13 protein-coding genes and 1 riboswitch are annotated in these 18,844 nt (G+C 32.4%); of the genes, 5 read left to right on the top strand and 8 right to left on the bottom strand.

Going from position 1 to position 18,844, the window contains the following annotated elements; translation table 11 throughout:
- Positions 1–13: 13 nt before the first annotated feature.
- Together IF125_RS10705 and IF125_RS10700 are read right to left on the bottom strand one after the other, a co-directional pair.
- Positions 14–1,213, bottom strand: a complete 1,200-nt coding sequence (locus IF125_RS10705) for a hypothetical protein (protein ID WP_225542464.1) — start codon at positions 1,211–1,213, stop codon at positions 14–16.
- 31 nt (positions 1,214–1,244) lie between these two features.
- Entirely contained in the window at positions 1,245–4,031 is a 2,787-nt protein-coding gene (locus IF125_RS10700) for a TonB-dependent receptor domain-containing protein (protein WP_225542463.1), read from the bottom strand.
- 158 nt (positions 4,032–4,189) lie between these two features.
- Between IF125_RS10700 and IF125_RS10695 the strand changes: the two genes are divergently transcribed.
- Together IF125_RS10695 and IF125_RS10690 are read left to right on the top strand one after the other, a co-directional pair.
- Positions 4,190–4,870, top strand: a complete 681-nt coding sequence (locus tag IF125_RS10695) for a response regulator transcription factor (protein ID WP_171623557.1) — start codon at positions 4,190–4,192, stop codon at positions 4,868–4,870.
- 9 nt (positions 4,871–4,879) lie between these two features.
- Complete coding sequence (locus tag IF125_RS10690; RefSeq protein ID WP_225542462.1) at positions 4,880–5,908, top strand: sensor histidine kinase; 1,029 nt, start codon at positions 4,880–4,882, stop codon at positions 5,906–5,908.
- Here the strand turns inward: IF125_RS10690 and IF125_RS10685 are convergent.
- The gene (locus tag IF125_RS10685; RefSeq protein WP_225542461.1) at positions 5,905–6,315 is read right to left on the bottom strand and encodes a hypothetical protein; all 411 of its coding nucleotides are present in this window, start codon (positions 6,313–6,315) and stop codon (positions 5,905–5,907) included. The two genes, IF125_RS10690 and IF125_RS10685, sit on opposite strands and share 4 nt — an antisense overlap.
- 110 nt (positions 6,316–6,425) lie before the next feature.
- On the opposite strand from IF125_RS10685, the gene leuS reads away from it, so the two are divergent.
- Both leuS and IF125_RS10675 read left to right on the top strand, forming a co-directional pair.
- Positions 6,426–9,281, top strand: a complete 2,856-nt coding sequence (gene leuS / locus IF125_RS10680; protein WP_225542460.1) for a leucine--tRNA ligase — start codon at positions 6,426–6,428, stop codon at positions 9,279–9,281.
- Positions 9,282–9,523: 242 nt separating this feature from the next.
- Positions 9,524–10,066, top strand: a complete 543-nt coding sequence (locus IF125_RS10675) for a GNAT family N-acetyltransferase (protein ID WP_225542459.1) — start codon at positions 9,524–9,526, stop codon at positions 10,064–10,066.
- Positions 10,067–10,136: 70 nt separating this feature from the next.
- On the opposite strand, the gene IF125_RS10670 is transcribed toward IF125_RS10675, so the two are convergent.
- Positions 10,137–11,213: a baeRF3 domain-containing protein gene (locus tag IF125_RS10670; RefSeq protein ID WP_225542458.1), complete on the bottom strand. Its 1,077-nt coding sequence runs from the start codon at positions 11,211–11,213 to the stop codon at positions 10,137–10,139.
- 167 nt (positions 11,214–11,380) lie between these two features.
- Between IF125_RS10670 and IF125_RS10665 the strand changes: the two genes are divergently transcribed.
- A complete protein-coding gene (locus tag IF125_RS10665; RefSeq protein ID WP_225542457.1) occupies positions 11,381–12,322 on the top strand; it encodes a hypothetical protein in 942 nt (313 codons plus the stop codon).
- A gap of 51 nt (positions 12,323–12,373) precedes the next feature.
- On the opposite strand, the gene IF125_RS10660 is transcribed toward IF125_RS10665, so the two are convergent.
- From IF125_RS10660 to IF125_RS10645, 4 genes are all read right to left on the bottom strand, one after another.
- Positions 12,374–13,948, bottom strand: coding sequence for a DUF5074 domain-containing protein (locus IF125_RS10660; protein ID WP_225542456.1), 1,575 nt, complete (start codon positions 13,946–13,948; stop codon positions 12,374–12,376).
- A 76-nt stretch (positions 13,949–14,024) separates the two neighbouring features.
- Complete coding sequence (locus IF125_RS10655; RefSeq protein ID WP_225542455.1) at positions 14,025–15,164, bottom strand: PKD-like domain-containing protein; 1,140 nt, start codon at positions 15,162–15,164, stop codon at positions 14,025–14,027.
- A 9-nt stretch (positions 15,165–15,173) separates the two neighbouring features.
- Positions 15,174–16,310, bottom strand: a complete 1,137-nt coding sequence (locus IF125_RS10650; RefSeq protein ID WP_225542454.1) for a YncE family protein — start codon at positions 16,308–16,310, stop codon at positions 15,174–15,176.
- Positions 16,307–18,304, bottom strand: coding sequence for a TonB-dependent receptor (locus tag IF125_RS10645; protein ID WP_225542453.1), 1,998 nt, complete (start codon positions 18,302–18,304; stop codon positions 16,307–16,309). The genes IF125_RS10650 and IF125_RS10645 overlap by 4 nt, the downstream gene beginning before the upstream one ends.
- A gap of 96 nt (positions 18,305–18,400) precedes the next feature.
- Positions 18,401–18,590, bottom strand: a riboswitch (cobalamin riboswitch).
- Between the last annotated feature and the right edge of the window lie 254 nt (positions 18,591–18,844).

Genomic DNA, 18,844 nt, shown 5'->3' with positions numbered 1-18,844 from the left:
TATGGATTGATTATTATAAACCTAAAGTCCAGCCTTTTGCCCAATCTGGTGTAGCTGTTCCATTTCCAGCACCATTAGCGGTAGAACTTTCTGTATAAACAGCAGAAACATCTACTGTTTCATTCTTAGTATTTTTTCCAACAGATTTTGTAGTTACATTATCAAATTTAACATTAGTAGCTTTTAATTTTCCTGTAGTAATTGCTGCAATTGACTCATCTTGTTGAATATCAAAACCTACATTCCAGTTACTTAAAACTATGTTATCAAATGTACCTTGAGAACCTACTCGTAGCTTTATCCCTTGAGGTTCTGCTCCTTCTTTTCCTGCACCGATTAATGTCATATTTTTTATAGTAGGACTAGAGATTGGAGTTGCTAATGGATTATTAGAGTTGTTATCAGCTTCTATACCTCTATTTCCTGCATTTGTCTTTTTACCATACCAATTTTGTCCCGTTCCATTCCATCCTTCAGTCCAATCAAACATGTCATCCCCAACATCTTTATGGGTATTAACAACGACTAAATTACTCGCGTCTACTGTTCCACCAAACCACTCAAATCCATCATCTGAACTTTCGTATGCTTGTACATTTTTTATAACTGTTCCTTTTCCAACTCCAAATAAAGATAAGCCATTAAACTCTTTATCTGCATTGTAAGCAAAACCAGAATACTCTATTCTTAAATATTGAATTGATCCAGAATTATCGTTGACATCACTTCCTCCATAAGCCAATTCCCCACCTACTTCTGTTGTCGCTGTTGTTCCTTTGTTTATAGGAGCTTTACCAGCTAATACTAGTCCTCCCCATTTACCAGGAGCTTTGTTTGTAGCCGTCATAATAACTGGATTGCTTTCTGTTCCTTCTACAAATATTTTTGCTCCTTGAGCAATAGAAATAAATCTTACTTCTTCGTATGCTGTAGCAGAACTAGGATTTGTAGCTTCTATAACAACTCCTGGTTTGATTCTTAAAATTGCTCCTTCTCTTACAATTAAACGTCCTGTTAATTTGTAAGTTCCTGACTCCAATACGACCTCTCCTTTTGTTATTTCTCCTTTTAAGTTATTTCTATCTACAACGAAAGTAGATGGATCAGTTATTTCAGAAGAAGAATCATCATCGCTAGAACAAGATATAAATGTTGTTGAAACTGTTCCTACAAATAATGCTAATGTTAAAAGTTTAAAAAAAGATTTTTTCATGTTATTTGTTTTTGTTTTGTTTTGTTTTGTTTTAAAAATTATAATTTACAGAAAGACCAAAGTTTGCCCCTCTTTTATATGAAACAGCTGTTACGTTACCTGTTGCGTTTTCTTGTACACGTTTAAATTCTGGATTAAGAATATTTCTTGCAGCAATGTTTATTCCTATGTTTTTATTTAACTTAGTTCGTAATATAAAGTCTAAAGATCCTATCCCTTTATCAATTAAGTTTCCTCTATTCTCATTGTTCAATGCATAAATTCGATCCGAGTAATAAGCATAAGAAAGTGTAGCCATAACTTCAGCTCCTCTCTTCCAAGATTTTACATAAGATACATCCGCATTAAGTAAAAAATCAGATGCTCCTGTCAAAGCAGCTTTAGGTGTAGTTAAATTTAAATTATACATCCCTTTTGTTTCTTTTCGTACCTTTTCAGCATCTATTTCTTGGTCAGTTTTCATGTAACTGGCATTTAAACCTGCTGACAATGTATTTTTGCCTTCTTGTCCAAAATTGAATATATTTTTTCTGATTTCTAACTCTGCTCCAACGACATAACCATAATCTCCATTAACCCAAGAAATATCATTTGTAGATGAAGCAATGACAACCTCATTAATTGGATTCTGAATATATTTTCCGAAACCTGCAATAGAAATTAATTCTCCATGAGATGGAAAAATCTCCCATTTTAAATCTACATTATAGTTATCTGATGCATAAAGAAAAGGATTTCCATATTTTGTTTCATTTACATCTTCATATAAAAACAATGCTTTTTCTTTAAATTGAGGAAGTGTATAGGTTTTCGATGCTCCGAAACGTAAGTTTTGTTTATTGTTGATAGCATATTTTACAATAAGACTCGGTAAGAAGTAGTTTTCGTCTAACATGTTAGAATTTAAGTCAGAACTTAACTGTGTTCTCCACGATATTTCTTGCAATATATTTTCGTAACGTAAACCAAGAACTGCACTTAATTTATCTGTTAAGTTATATTCCAAATTTGCATATCCGGCATGTATAGTTTGATCTCCATTATAAACCTGAGGAGCTAAAGTACCGCTATATGTCGTTGTACTAAAATATCCGTTATTATAGTTCGTTTCATTAAAAAAAGCATCCAAATTATTCGGGTCTACGACTTGTGAGTTGTTTAATCTGAAATTAAATTGTCTTGCTTCAAAATCACGATTCACAGAACGACCGTTATATCCCACTTTTACAAAACCTCTAGCTAATCCATTTGCAGATTCATTCAAACGATAGCTTAATCCTACATTTGCAGCATAACTCTTTTCTATTAAATTATGAAAATAACGATGATTATCGGTTGTAGAGTTTTGAGCAAGCTGGTATTCATTTGTCGTTTTATTAAGTCGTAATGTGTTTTGTGTACGATCTGGCACATCACTTTCTATTTTATTAAAAGCTAATCCCCAATTCAGATCCAATTTATCTGTCAACTTATGATCTCCCAAAAGTTGGTTTACCATTAATTGGTTTTGTATATAAGTATTACGCTGGATTAATCCATTATCATCCTCAGCAATATCACGAATAAAACCATAGTATAAATCTCTTGATTGCTCAGAAGAATTAATAAATAAGAAATTATATTTGATACTATGATTTTTATTTATTTTATAATTCGCATTAAACATTCCTGTAGAATTTGTTTCATAAGAATATTTTTGATGAGGTACAAAAGATCTTAATCTTCCTCCTAATCCTCCTAAAGCATTAACTGTTTGATTTATACCTTCACGATAATCATAGTTGCTATTAAAACTCGCACTAGCAAACACTCCTAGTTTTCCTTCATCTCCAATTCTAAAAGTTTTACCAGCTTTCAATCCAAAATTTGGCGCAATTGTACTCGACGTTGTTGGATTTAACTTCGTCTTAAATTGGTATGAATTCAAAGGGTTATTAGGAACATTTATTTTAGAAAAACCTGTCTTACTTGGTCCATCTTGTAACATAAAGTTACTCTCACCTATAGCATTTGTATTAACAGAAGTTCCTACAGAAATCTGAAATAGTCCTTTATCTTGGAAATCCTTTGATACTATATCTACAGCTGCCCCAGAAAAATCCCCCAACAGTTTAGGAGAATAAACTTTATCAACTGAGATATATTCTATAATGTCAGTATTAAAAAGACTTAAATCAATATTTTTATATTCTGGATCGTTAGATGGTAATGGTAAATTATTTAATGTTGTAGATATATAACGATCACCTAATCCTCTTACAAAAATAGAATTTGTACCTTCAAGCTTAGAAATTCCAGCTATTTTAGTCATAGCTGTTGCTGCATCACTTACTCCTTTTCGCTCTAGCTCCGCAGAACCAATATTCGTTACTATATTTACAGATCTTTTTTGCAAGTTCAAAAGATTTGCCTCTGCAGCTTTACTTCTTACACCTGTAATAACAGCCGTTGATAAATCAATTTTACTATCTTTGAAATCTTCTGGTTGCAAATACATATTTAATGTATTCGAATCTGTTAAATTCTGAGTGATCGTTTGATAACCATCGACTTTCATTTCCAATTGATACGTATCATCTGGAACAGAAATTTCGTAACGACCGTTTTCATCTGTTTTAGCTTGAATATCCAAGCCTTCTACTGTAAATGATTTTCCAGAAAGCGGTTGATTGGTTCTTTGATCAAATAGAGTTCCTTCTAATTTAATACTGGTCTGTGCAAATAATGCGGCTGACCCTAATAATAAAAGTAAAGTTAAATTGCGTTTCATTGCGATTGATAATTCGTGTTTGTTGATTGCAAAGTTGTTGGTTTTCAATGAAAAACATTTTTACAAATTGTAAAGCTTTTGTTAGGTAATTGTTATCAAATTATTGTAATTTTAAATGAATGTTAAGAAATATTTTTAAGTGATTTCTCCTAAAATTTAAGCTTAATTTTACATCGACTAATTTTATTTAGTTATTACAAACAATTATGAAGAACATTAAAATTTTATTAGTTGACGACGAACCAGATATCTTAGAATTTATTGGTTACAACTTAAAAAAAGAAGGATTTGAAGTAGAAACTGCTCAAAATGGAATTGAAGGCCTTAAACAAGCCAAAATTTTTCGTCCAGATTTAATTCTACTTGATGTCATGATGCCACAAATGGATGGAATGGAAATGTGTGCCGAATTAAGAAAACTTGACTCTTTTAAGGATACTCTAGTTGTATTTCTTTCTGCTCGCGCCGAAGATTTTTCTCAATTAGCAGGTTATGATGCTGGTGCAAATGACTACATTCTGAAACCAATCAAACCAAAAGTTTTAGTCAGTAAATTAAACGCTTTATTAAAGCTAAAACAACCTAATGAAGCCCCTAAAGATGAATACATCAAATTAAATAACTTCGAGATTAATCGCGAAACCTACAAAGTAAACTTTCAAGGAGTAGATTTTTTATTACCAAGAAAAGAATTCGAATTGATTGCTTTATTAGCCTCAAACCCCGAACGTGTTTTTAAACGCGAAGAAATTTTAGAAAAAGTTTGGGGGAACGAAGTTGTGGTTGGTGGACGCACAATTGACGTGCATATGCGAAAATTACGCGAAAAATTTGGGAACGATCGCTTCTCTACAATCAAAGGAATTGGATACAAAATAAATGACTAAAAGCTCGTAATGGCTTCAACTTTCAAAGTTCAAAACATCCTTTTATATGCCTTTATCAGTACATTATTTTTGGCTTTAGGATTTGTTTTGTTCTCATTTTTATGGTTTGGAAATATTCAATTTATTCTCCAAGAAAAATTATTTTTCATCAGTTTGATGATGCTTTTGTTGATTGGATTATCAATATTTTATTGGTTTTCTTTAAAAAATCAACGCAAAAAAGATTTTACCGAAATCTCTAAAAACATTCCTCAATTTCAATCTAATCATGTTGATTTTGAAGAACTTTCTCATAAAATTTCAACAATAACAGAAGATCAATCGAAAGAAATTGACGTGTTGAATGAGCGCGAAAATTACCGAAGAGATTTTCTTGGAAATATTTCGCATGAATTAAAAACGCCCCTTTTTTCAGTTCAGGGATATTTATTAACCTTGATTGAAGGTGGAGTTGAGGACGAATCGATTCGAGATAAATATTTAAACCGAATCAATAAATCAGTTGATCGATTAATTTATTTGGTCAAAGATTTAGATATGATTGCTGAATTGGAACGTGGACGAATCAACATCGAGTTTTCGGTGTTTAATTTGACTGCACTTGTACAAGATGTGATTGATTTATTAGAAATTAAAGCAGAAAAAAATAACATCAAAATTTCGCTTAATTACCCTATTCATCAGCCGATAAAAGTGGTAGGTGATATTCAGAAAATACAACAAGTGTTGATTAATTTGATTGTAAATGCCATTAATTATTCGAATCCAAATACAGAAGTTTCAATTGATTTTGAGGAATATGATGATAAAATTCAAATTTCAATAAAAGATCAAGGTGTTGGAATAAAGCAAGAAGACATTGATCGAATTTTTGAGCGTTTTTATCGTGTTGATAAATCTAGAAACCGTAATAATGGAGGATCTGGATTGGGGCTTGCTATTGTAAAACATATCTTAGAAGCCCATCATCAAAAAATTTATGTGACAAGTAAAACAGGAAAAGGATCTACATTTTCGTTCTATTTGCAAAAAGCTTAATACGTTTCTTTTTTCTTCGTAAATTTTAAAGTGACATTATTCTTAAAGACTTTCAGCGTATCATTTTTAGCTTCTTTCCATAAAAAATAAGGAGGATGAATATTCAACACATTTCCTTTTGTTGCCAACGAATCATCGAACATTTCGGCATATAAAATTGTATCTTTTGATAAGAACAATTTATCTTGATTTTTAACCAAATAATATTCGTTTCTCAAATACATAGGATCTTTTACACGCAAAGTAGAATCTCTTGGATCTAAGTTCCATTTAATATGAATTGGATTAAAACCATCTTCATAGCCCACAAAAACACGTGTCGTATTTACAATATGTCGAATAGAAAAAATTAGAATAGAAAAAAATACAAGTATACCGATATAGTAAAATATCAATTCTTTTTTCATTGGTTTGGTTTAGGTGTTGATTATTAAGTTACAAATATCGTCTTTCTATCTCAAAAGATACATAAAAAATGTAAATTTGCACTAATTTAATTTTAATATAACTTCCAATAATGCAATATAATCCGAATGAAATCGAACCAAAATGGCAAAAGTTTTGGATTGAAGACAAGACGTTCAAATCTGATAATCAATCAGAAAAACCTAAATTTTATGTATTAGACATGTTTCCTTATCCGTCTGGTGCTGGCTTACACGTTGGTCATCCACTTGGATACATTGCATCTGATATTTATTCCCGATACAAAAAATTAAAAGGATTCAACGTTTTACACCCTATGGGTTACGATTCTTTCGGTTTGCCTGCAGAACAATATGCGATACAAACAGGTCAACATCCAGCTGTTACAACAAAAATGAATATCGAAGGTGGTGTTGATAAACAAGGAAATGTAATTGCAGGATACGAAAACCAAATGAAAAAAATTGGTTTAGGATACGATTGGGATCGTGAAATTAGAACTTCAGAACCTGAATATTATAAATGGACACAATGGATTTTTAATCAATTATTTGATTCATATTATGATCTTTCAACAAATAAAGCAGAACCCATTTCATCGTTAATTGAAACATTCAAAACTAAAGGAAACACAACGGTGAATGCTGTAAGTGATGAAGATACAGAACGCTTTACAGCAGAACAATGGAATGCATTTTCTGAAAAAGAACAACAAGCTATTTTATTAAAATATCGTTTAACATTCTTAGCAGAAGCCGAGGTAAACTGGTGTCCAGATTTAGGAACTGTTTTAGCGAACGATGAAGTAATAAATGGTTTATCAGAACGTGGTGGATTTCCTGTTGTGCGCAAAAAAATGACACAATGGATGATGCGTATCACGGCTTATGCAGATCGTTTATTAACGGATTTAGATAAAATTGATTGGCCAGAACCAATCAAAGATTCTCAACGCAATTGGATTGGTAAATCTAAAGGAGCGTCGATTTTCTTCGGAATTGAAGGTCATGATGATAAAATTGAAGTTTTCACAACTCGTCCTGACACTGTTTTTGGGGTTTCTTATGTTACATTAGCACCAGAACATCCTTTGGTTTCTCAGATAACAACTGCTGAATACAAAGCGAAAGTTGACGCTTATGTAGATTATACGTCTAAACGTTCGGAGCGTGATCGATTAGCTGATGCTAAAAATATTACAGGTGAATTTACGGGAGCTTTTGCTATACATCCATTTACAGGAAAACAAATTCCTATCTGGATTGGTGATTATGTATTAGCATCGTATGGAACAGGTGCTGTAATGGCAGTTCCTTCTGGTGATGAACGAGATTTTGCTTTTGCAAATCATTTCAATTTACCTATTATTAATATTTTCAAAGGACAAGATATTTCTGAAGCTGCTTTTACAGAAAAAGGTGGATTCGAATTACAAGATTCTGATTTCTTAAATGGATTAGGTTATCAACAAGCTGTTGAAAAAGCAATTGAAGCCTTAGAAAAAAAAGGATTTGGAAAAGGAAAAACAAACTTCCGTTTACGTGAAGCTGTTTTCTCTCGCCAACGCTATTGGGGAGAACCAGTTCCTGTTTATTTCAAAGACGGAATGCCTTACACGATTCCTACAGAAGCCTTACCAATAATTTTACCAGAAGTGGACGAATATTTGCCAACTGCAGAAGGTGAACCACCATTAGGACGTGCAACAAAATGGGCATTTAACACAACTACAAACGAAGTAGTGGACAATAGTTTAATCAACAACGAAACTATTTTCCCTATCGAATTGAATACAATGCCTGGTTGGGCAGGTTCTTCTTGGTATTGGTTACGTTACATGGATGCTAAGAATGATAACGAATTTGTATCAAAACAAGCCGTTGATTATTGGCAAAATGTAGATTTGTACATGGGAGGTTCTGAACACGCAACTGGACACTTATTGTATTCTCGTTTTTGGCAAAAATTCTTATTTGACAAAGGTTTTGCTCCAACGGAAGAATATGCAGCGAAATTAATCAACCAAGGAATGATTTTGGGAATGAGTGCTTTTGCTTACCGTATCAATGGAACAAATACATTTGTTTCGAAAGGTTTAAAAGATCAACACGAAACCACTCCAATCCATGTTGACGTAAATATGTTGAAAGATGGAGGGGATGAATTAGATACAGAAAAATTCAAAGCGTGGCGAGAAGATTTTGCAAACGCTGAATTTATTTTAGAAGACGAAAAATACATCACAGGTCGTGAAGTTGAAAAAATGTCAAAATCTAAGTTTAATGTAATTTCTCCAGATACTATTTGTGACGAATATGGTGCTGATGCGCTACGTTTGTATGAAATGTTTTTAGGTCCGTTAGAACAAACTAAACCATGGAATACACAAGGTATCTCTGGTGTTTCTTCATTCCTTAAAAAATTATGGAAATTGTACCATAATGGCGAAAACGAGAGTTTCTTCGTTTCTGATGACGAACCAACAAAAGAAGAAATGAAAGTTCTTCATCAATCAATCAAAAAAGTAGACGAAGATGTGAATAATTTCTCGTTCAATACATCGGTTTCTACCTTTATGATTGCAGTGAACGAATTAGGAAAATTAAAATCAAATAAACGCGCAATTTTAGAGCCTTTAGCAATTATTATTTCGCCTTATGCACCACATTTTGCAGAAGAATTATGGTCTAAATTAGGTCACGAAACTTCTGTCGCAAAAGCTGACTTCCCTATTTTTGAAGAAAAATGGTTGATTGCAGATGCAAAAGAATATCCAGTTTCATTTAATGGTAAAATGAAATTCTTGTTAGAATTGCCTTTAACCTTATCAAAAGATGAAATTCAGGAAATTGTCATGAAAGACGAACGTACCATCAAACAATTGGGAGATCGTACTCCAAAGAACATTATTATTGTTCCTGGAAAAATTATCAACATCGTTGGATAAAAAAAATTTTAGATACTAGATTTTAGTATTGAGAATATAGATAAAAGCCTCGCAAATGCGAGGCTTTTATATTGGAAAGATTTTTCGACAAACTCAGAAAGACAAGACTTAGAATAAAATTAAAAACCGCGTTAGGGATTGCAGTGGAAATCCTTTGCTGAATAGCAAAGATTGGAACAAAAAGCCCGCCCGAAGGGAACGCCCAAAAAAAATTAATATCTTAGTACAAATAAATACGCAACATGAAATATTTACCAACGTTAGAGACGGAGCGATTGATTATACGCCCAATTACGATGGATGATTTGCACGATTTTTATGAAATGGATTCTCAACCCGAAGTGCACGTTTACCTAAAGGCTGAACCTGTAAAGACTATTGAGCAAACTCGCCAAATTATTGAAGATTTACAGCGTCAATACGATGAGTTGGGACATGGACGATTGGCAGTTGTGGTGAAAGAAACTGGTAAAATGATTGGTTGGACTGGTTTTAAATATATTATTGAAGAAGAGGCTATGAACAATCGCTTTGACTTTATTGATATCGGATATCGTTACCGAAAAGAAGCATGGGGAAAAGGTTATGCAACCGAAGCTGCGGAGGCTTGTATGGATTATTACAAAAAAAATATGTCGCATATTCAACTAAACGCGATAACACATGTTGACAACGAAGGTTCACGAAAGGTATTAGAAAAAATTGGTTTTGAAGTAACCGAAACTTTTCATTTTGATATTTGGGAGTTGGATTGTTACTGGTATGAGTTGAAACAAGGTGAGTAAAAATTCCATCTTAATTGTTATTTAACAAAAAATAACAATTAAGATGGAGAATAAATTTTAGCGCAAAGAATTAATACCTCGTTTTCAAAACAATATTACCTAGTTCTTTTATTTCCTCTTGACTAGTAAAAATTGTATTCCCTTTTTTTGCAATCACTTCCCATGCAATAGTACTTACGACATCGTCCAAAACACCTGGTTCTGTAGCGTCGGAAACAATTTCAAATGTACGATCGTCCTTCATACGAACTGGCTGTTGGTAATCTTGGTGCACAATTAACAAATCTCCTCGACCATCAATAGCAGCTTGATAAATTTCTTGTAAATCTGTTAAGACTTGCCCTTTACTTACGGCTTCACTCATTTCTTCGATCGATTTTTTTCGATTTTGGTGTTGATAATTTTTAATAAATTCACCTGCAATTTCCATGTAGTCGTTTTGTTGCGTTGGTGAATTAAAATCGGTAGAAATATTTCCTAAGTATATACTAGGCGTATCTGCTTCGGCAATAAATTCACCATAATTATCATCCGTAGAAATGACCAAGCAACGTAAATTACCTTCCGGGTTTACACGCTGAACTGATTTATCTATCTGATTAAAGAAGTCTTTGATTTTGTTTTTCTGCTCGTCTGTTTTGCTAAATAAACTACTTAGGTTATAGTTATTTTCTGTAAATGGAAAATCATCATTTTCAATTTCTTGAACAATCGAATCATTGATGGCTTGATACAAGTGTACCCCTTTTTTTGTTAGGTACAGCACCAAATATTCAGTAACACGATTCATAACTTTAATAAGAGGTCTGATATGAAACGTTTCATCAATCCAAACACCTTCATGAGTTATTGGAATATCAGTACGTATAAATTCGAACGTGTCCTTTGAAATATAAATGTGTAAACTTTCTAAATTCTTATGTACTTCTAATTCTTCAGCTATATTTTCTAATTTTTCTAATATATCTGGAATTTCTCGTTTGGAGTGAATTTCCAATAATCTATCTTCCGCTTCTTTCGCTAAATTTTTTAGTTTGATTGCGTCTTGTTGGTTGTCTGGGCTCGTACGATGTGTATTGAATGCAATCGTAATACAAGGAGAGTTTTTTTCTGTTGCTAGCGTTAAAAGTTGTTCTTTAATACTCATAAATATTATTTTTATAAATGTTTATTATTCTATTAAGATATCTATAAATTTCTCAACAACAATTAATAACCAACACTTTAACAAAAAAAATAACATTTTCAAAAATATGTATCTTTATTAAAGATAAATGTTGGGTATTAACAAACTTCCTTGGCAAACCATTTTATATGAAAAAATTAATTTTAACAACTCTTTGTTTAGTTTTATCACAAGTCAATTTTGCTCAAAAAATTTCGACGAATGACTATGAAGTTAAAACGACTTTAGCTGATTTTAATCTAAAAGGAAAGGTTGAAAAAGTTGTTTCAACAGCTACAGATGCGAACGGAAATTCGACTACTTTACCATTTTTGGAAAATGAATTTTATAATCAGATTTCGTTAGAATTTAATTCGAAAGGTTTGTTAAAAAAACGGACCAATTATTTGGATTATCGAGGGAAATTAGCTGTTTATAACTATGTTAATAACGACTACAATAACTCGAATTTAATTGATAAACAAACGAATACAGTTATTAACAATAATGAAGATCCAAAACGAATTGCAGCAGACAAAACATTTGTTTATGACCATAAAAATCGCTTGATAAATTTGATTGAAAAAAATGAAGGAAAAACATCTAAATCAAGTTATGAAACAGTTTTTAATTATTCGAATAGGTTAGATAAAATCACAACAAAAGTAGAAGGTGCTACGATTTCTGAAAACAATTTGACTTATAATAAAAAAGGGCAACTGGTGTTGGAGGAGATGACTTCTTTTGATGGAAAAAAAGGGCGAAAAATATACTATATCTACGACAAAGACACAGCTGTTTTTCAGGAAGAAGTTGCTGGAAACTCAAGCAAAATAATGTTTTTTGATCATGGAAATATTTCAAAACTACAATCATTTGATCACAATAAAATGTTGGTTTATCAGGCTGATTTTGATTCGAAAAATGAGATTGTCAACTTCAAGAAACAATCATTTCGAAATGGACAAAACTTCTTAACATCGTATCAAGTTTCGTATGAATATGATTCGAAAAATAATTGGATAAAAGCTTCTATTTCAACAGATGGTGAATTAAAATATAATGTAAAACGCACAATTAATTATTATTAAACAAAAAAGGTTGAGCCTTGCTCAACCTTCTTTCCACAAATAAATAACACACTACTTTTTGATTACTTTGAAAGTAGAGTTGTTAACTTTTATGATATAAACACCTTTCAATAAAGAAGAAACATCCAATTGATTCTTCCCTTTTTGAAGTGTTTTCTTCGTAATTTTAGTTCCTGTAAGTGCAAAGATTTCTGCCTTAGATTCTTCTTTTGTTTCGATGAACAAGATATTATTCACAGGATTTGGGTAAACATTTATCAATGATTTCGTCAAATCATTTGTTCCTAAAACAGCTGTTGAAATTGAAATCGTTTGTGCGACTACTTTTCCATTCGAATTAAAAGAAAGTTTAATTTTAGCTGTTCCGTTTTTTAAAGGATTGATGACTAACTCATCTTTTTCATTGATAGAAATTTCCGCCACATTATCATTTTCGAGAATTTCTAAATCTTTAACAATTGCAATTGCCAAATTATCTTCATCGGAAACTTTATCCTTTAAGTCAATTACTGTTGGAGAATTGATGTGATATGTTGTTTCTAACTCATTTATCTTCGGTGCAGCGTTATCTGGAAAAACGGGCAATGATTGAAACCAATAATAATCTTCTAATTGAATTGTATTAGTTAAATTTCCTTTGTTGTCAAATTTGTGAATCCAGTTTTTTTGATAATGACTTCCAAAACCACTTTCTGTTGTTGTTACAATTAACTCATCTGTAACAGGATCAACACGTAAACCTGCTCCATAAATAGCTTGTTTATATTGTTCATCTTGACCAGGAATCGTAGCAAAATTTTCGTTAAACTCGTTTTTATCCACATCATATTTCACCATTGTTGGACTAATAGACCAACCAGCACCAGGGAAAAAGTAAATTGCATTCTCTTGGGATGAAGCACTAAAACTACCTGCGTTCCACGCTCCCCATGTGTTTGGGATGGTTTTCGTAGGAATCGCAACTTCGGATGTTGCTAAACTAACAGGGTCTATTTTAACTAACTTATTCGCCAAAGCTCCCCAAACATTCCCATCTTTTGTTTGCACAACAGAAATAAAATTTCCTGCTATCGTTTGCTTTATTGTATGCGTTTTAGGATCGATAACTAAGATTCCACCTTTTTGAGTAACAGCAAAAACATAAGTCGATGTACGAATCATATTCGCCAACGCACCAACTTTATCAGTACCTTCGATTAATGCTCCTTGCACCATGTTTTCTATATCAAATAAATATAGTCCGCTCGTAGTTCCAATATATCCTGTTTTAGTATCTACACCCACAAAACTTCTTCCATCTCCACCAATGTTAGTAAAGCTCGCTTTTTGTTCTAAATTTTTAGCATCTGCGACAACCAAACGCTTTCCTTGTTTTGAAACAATATAAAAATTGTCACCATAAATTGTTGCAAAAGGAGGCGTGACACCTAATTCTTCGTTTGGATTAGCCGTTTTGTAAATGTTATAATCAACTGTATGATCTTGATTCAAAAAATTGATTGTTCCATTTGAATGACCAAACCAATCTTCGTTCAAGATAAAAACACCGTTTGTGTATTCCTTTGTTTGTGCAAAACTTGTTTGTATTGCTACGATCGAAATAATTGAAAGTAAAAGTTTTTTCATGTGTTGTTTATAAGATATCCGAAACCATTATCAATTGATTCATGGCTTCGGATGAAAAATATTTAAAAATGTTATGTTATAAATGTAAATCGTAAGCTCCAGTTACTTCAGTCGAGATTTCGCCTAACCACCCCGCTTCCTGATTAGTTCCTGTGTAAATTTTGATAAAATCTATTCCCATTAATTTGACAGGGTTTCCATTTTTATCGACAGCCCAATCAATGTCAATGTTTGAATCCTCCGAATCATTTTGAGCATTATCTGCATAACCATATGCATATTGTTTTCCTGTCCAAATTCCATTGTTTTCGGTATAATTATTAGGTAAAAGTGTTCCCGAAAATTTCAGTTCATTTTGCTTATACCATAATGGATAATAGGATTGTTTATGATAAATATTTTTGGTTTTAAACCCTGAATTTCCTTGATTATCGGTCCATTTTATATATTCAGGATTTGGAACTACATCTTCAACAGTTGGTTTTTGGAAAACAATCGAATAATTTTTGATCGTGTTCGGATTTTTATACTCGCTTCCTGCAATTTCGTACCATTCATCTTCATCTGGTTTTCCATTTTTGTTTTTATCATAAGCAACCATGATAATTCCTGGTTCAGAAGATCCTGCAAAACCATTTCCTAAAACTTTGAAATCGCGTTTATTCGCGTGATTCATAATTGTATGATCAAAACCAAAAACAACATAGCCACCAAATCCACCTAAAGTAATCATTCCGCCTTCTTTTCCTATCAACTCTTTTCCTGCTTTAGCTGTCATTTCAGCTTGCTTATCTCCATCTACAAAAGTTGGAAGTTTGTTTACAAACTGTCCAATTGATGGCAAATAATCAAAAACTTGTGCGATATATTTAGTGTATGTCGTTGTTTCTTGTTGGACATTAATTTTAGTTTGTAACGTTTTAATATCGGTTAACGATTTTATTTCTAATGTCAAATCATAAGCACCTACTTTATCCGAAACAAAACCTAATGTTTTTTCATTTCCGATAATTTCATTCCCTAATTTCCATGTATAGGTTGCATTTGCTAAACCAGAAATTGTTGGTTCAATTGGAATGATTTTTAATCGAGTTGCTTCATAAGAAGATTGTAAAGTAGCGTTATCAGGATTAACCGAGATAATATTTTCATCATCACTACAGCTTTGTATTAAAGCAAAACTAAGTGCAGTTAATAAGATTTTTGAATAATTCATATGTAAATTTTATTTGTAAACAAAAGCAAAATGAGCGGGAATATTTCCGGCTCCAGTTTTCCATTTAAAGACTCCATTTTTATCAAAACAATACACATAACCCATCGAAACATAGTTTCCAACATCGGTAATAAAAATGTCTTTTGTCTTTGGATTTATGGCGATTCCATAAGGTGTTTCGATAGTGTTAATCACAGGATCATTCACCAATGTATTGTTGATAACTTGTTCTGTTTTGGTATCAATTACACCATAAGATTTGGTGTATTCGAAAGTGGTGTAGCTAAATTCATTCGAATAATAATACAGCTTGTCATCATCAATCGTAAAGTTAGAAACTGGAATATCAAATTTCTTTTTGATTTGATGTGTCTTACTATCAATCACAAAAAGATTAGATGAAATATCTTTATAATTCCCACGAGAAGTAACATACAAATCTCCTTCAGAATCTTTCTTTATTCGATGAAGATTTACTTCAACATCTATTTTTTTTGTTTCTTTAAATGTTGATAAGTCAATCACCGAAATTGTTTTATCATAATCTGGAACTCTATACCCACCAGAATTTGCAACATATAAATTATTTCCAACCACTTCCAATTCATCTGGTTGATACCCAACAACGGCCTCTCTTGTCACAGACAAATTAATCGTATCAATCTCTACTACTTTTCCTAAAGGTGCTTTCGGGTCAAGCGTGACAGGACCTGCATACGAAGTAGCATACGCCTTTCCATTTGCAAATGTGATGTATCGACCATTCTCTAAAGGAATTGTTCCTAAATGCTTCGCAGTTTTAACATCCATTACTTCGATAAAATTGGACACATTGATTACCGCATATAGCTTGTTACCATAAATCTTAATATCATTTCCAACATCGCCCAATTCTTTTACTACTTCAGGGTTTGCTGAAGCATAAATGTTTCGATTATACACACCTGTTTTAAAATCCATATAATCTATTGTCGCCATATTGCTTCCCATATTTCCTTCGTTCAGTAAATAAAATCCAGCCACATCTGTTTCTTCTGGAGTTGTTACACCATCTACTTCACTTTCGATTAAATACGTATCTTGCTGACATGCATAAAAAGTGGTTGCTGTTAATAAACAGACGAATAATTGTTTAAAATATCTCATAAATTTGCGCTTAATATAAATTTGAATTGCCTCCCTGGCATTGGATAATTGTAAATCACATCGTATTGTTGATTCAAGACATTGTTTAATTCAAAAGAAATTTTGAACGAATTTTGATTTAATTTAAATTCTTTATGCACGCCCAAATCATTTGTAAACCAAGGATTAAGTCGATTATATTTATTATTATCTTGATGCACATTGTATCGTTCGCCCACATAAATAAAACTGTAATTGAAATTCCACGTTTTGTATGAAGCGCCTAAAACAAAGGATCCGCTATGCTTGGCTGTATATGGAATTTGATTTTTGTAGTAACTTTTTGTAGGACTTGAATAATCTAACGCTTCTAAAAAACCATAGTTCAACATTGGCGAAAACTCTATCTCACCAAAACTAAATGTTGATCGCAGTTTAATATCCAATCCTTTCATCCTTGTTTGACCAAGATTCATCATTGTAAATCGAAACAAACTGCCCGAAGGAACAGCTACAATTTTATCGGTAACTTCGTTGTAGTAAGCATCAGCTTGAATGGAAATATTTTTGAAGAAACGATGAAATGATTTAGAATAGGTAAATCCCACATTATATTGTGTAGAAAATTCTGGTCGAAGATTAGCATAACCAATACTCGTGTAATATAAATCGTTGAACGTTGGCATTCTAAAAATTCGCTTATAAAATGCTCTAATGTTAAAATCGTGTGATTTGAATGGTTGGTAATTTGCAATAATCGTTGGTGTCCAAATAGTTTTATCTTGTGCGCTTGTATTTTTTTCGACCGATTCTTTCACAAAAGTTCCCAATAAACTTCCTTGTAAACTCAAACGATTCATACGATAAGTTGAAGCAAAAGCAATCAAATTTGTGTGACGAGTTGGATATGAAAATTCTTTTAAATCAGCATCTAAATTGTTAAACTGATAGTCAATTGCAACGTTCACATCCCACTTATCGCTAATAGAATATAGATTTGCCCACGAAAAATAAAACTCCCGTTGAATGTATTTGTTTTCGTTTTTTACGGTAGAAACGGTATCTGTAAAATGTGTAAAATCGTATGCAAACTTTGCATTAATCTTGGACTGAAAATTTTTGAAACGTTTTTCGAATTTTCCCTGAACAAAATAATTTTTATCAACTAATGTTTGTCCGCGCCCATCAAATCGACCTCTTACAATTGCTGCTGGTATTCCCCTATCCGAATCAAACAAATAACCTTTTACATTCCAATTGGATTGATTTCCTTTTCCGAATAATCCCAATTCAACACGTTTCGCGTCAACTTGCCCATCTCGACGTCTCAAAACAGTATCATACGCTGTAGAACCATCCATATTTTTTCGTTGATAACGAAATTTATACACTCCATTCGTTTTGATATATTCAGCGCTTAAAACTGCTGATAAACGATCAGAAATCTTTTGTTCAATTCGTGTTGAAGGGTTAATTAATTGAATAGAGCCTAATTTATATCGAAGTGTAATATTAGTACTTTTGTTGTCTCTAAAAATAGGCTTCTTAGTTTCTAAATAAATTGCAGTAGCTGACGCATAATCTTTTGCTGATTGAAAAATATTACTTTTTTGACCATTGTATAAAGAAATAACTTCCATATCGTCCAACGAAAATTTTCCTAAATCTACAATTCCGTTTTGCGCATTTCCCAATTGAATACCATCATAAAACACCCCAACATGCTGAGAGCCCATTCCACGAACATCAATTGTTTTCAATCCACCTACCCCACCGTAATCTTTGATTTGTACACCAGAAAAGAAACGAACAGCGTCGGCAACAGAATGGCTATTCAAAGCCTGTAATTGCTCTCCCTTTAATTCTTGAACAGGAACTACAGTTTTAGTATTTGTCGTTGAAATATCAACCTGTTGAAGCTCTAAAATACTATCACGAAAAATTTGCGCATAGGCAATATTACATGAAAGTAAAATCAAGCTGCAACAATAAATTATAGTTTTTAGATTTCTCATTTAGCAATAATTAATTGTTGCTAACGAGAGTGTATGAAGTAAGTACATAGGTATTTACCTATCCCAAAATTGTTCTTCACGCTTCAGTCCCCGAAAGCATTAACATATCATTTTGGTAGGTCTTCTGACTTACTCCTTTTTTAGAAAATCCTTCCCATTCACAAAGAACAGTGGATAATTTATATTCTAAAAAATATGGAGCTTACAGCAGCGGGTCTGTTCAGGATTTTCACCTGATTCCCTGTTACCGAACTATTACGCTCGCACCAAATGTTAACCAAAAATAAAGTTATTATTTTGAATAAACAATTAAATTTTTATTCAAAATATAAATCAATTGCATATATTCTATAAAATTTCTTTCTGGGCGTTCCCTCGCTAACAAAATTATAATTAAATAGTAAAAAATTCCTACGCTCGGTCGGGCTATCCGCTGCAATCTTTTGTTTGGAGTATCATAGGTACCTAAAAACAAAATCCTTCGTCAAACAAAAGGATTTCCACTACTATCCCTAACGCGGGTTTTAAGTTATAACCATA

Origin of the sequence: Empedobacter stercoris (assembly GCF_020281205.1) — a bacterium.
Taxonomy (GTDB): domain Bacteria; phylum Bacteroidota; class Bacteroidia; order Flavobacteriales; family Weeksellaceae; genus Empedobacter; species Empedobacter stercoris.
Note: the sequence above shows the minus strand (reverse complement) of the source record. Positions and strands in the feature narration are given on the sequence as shown.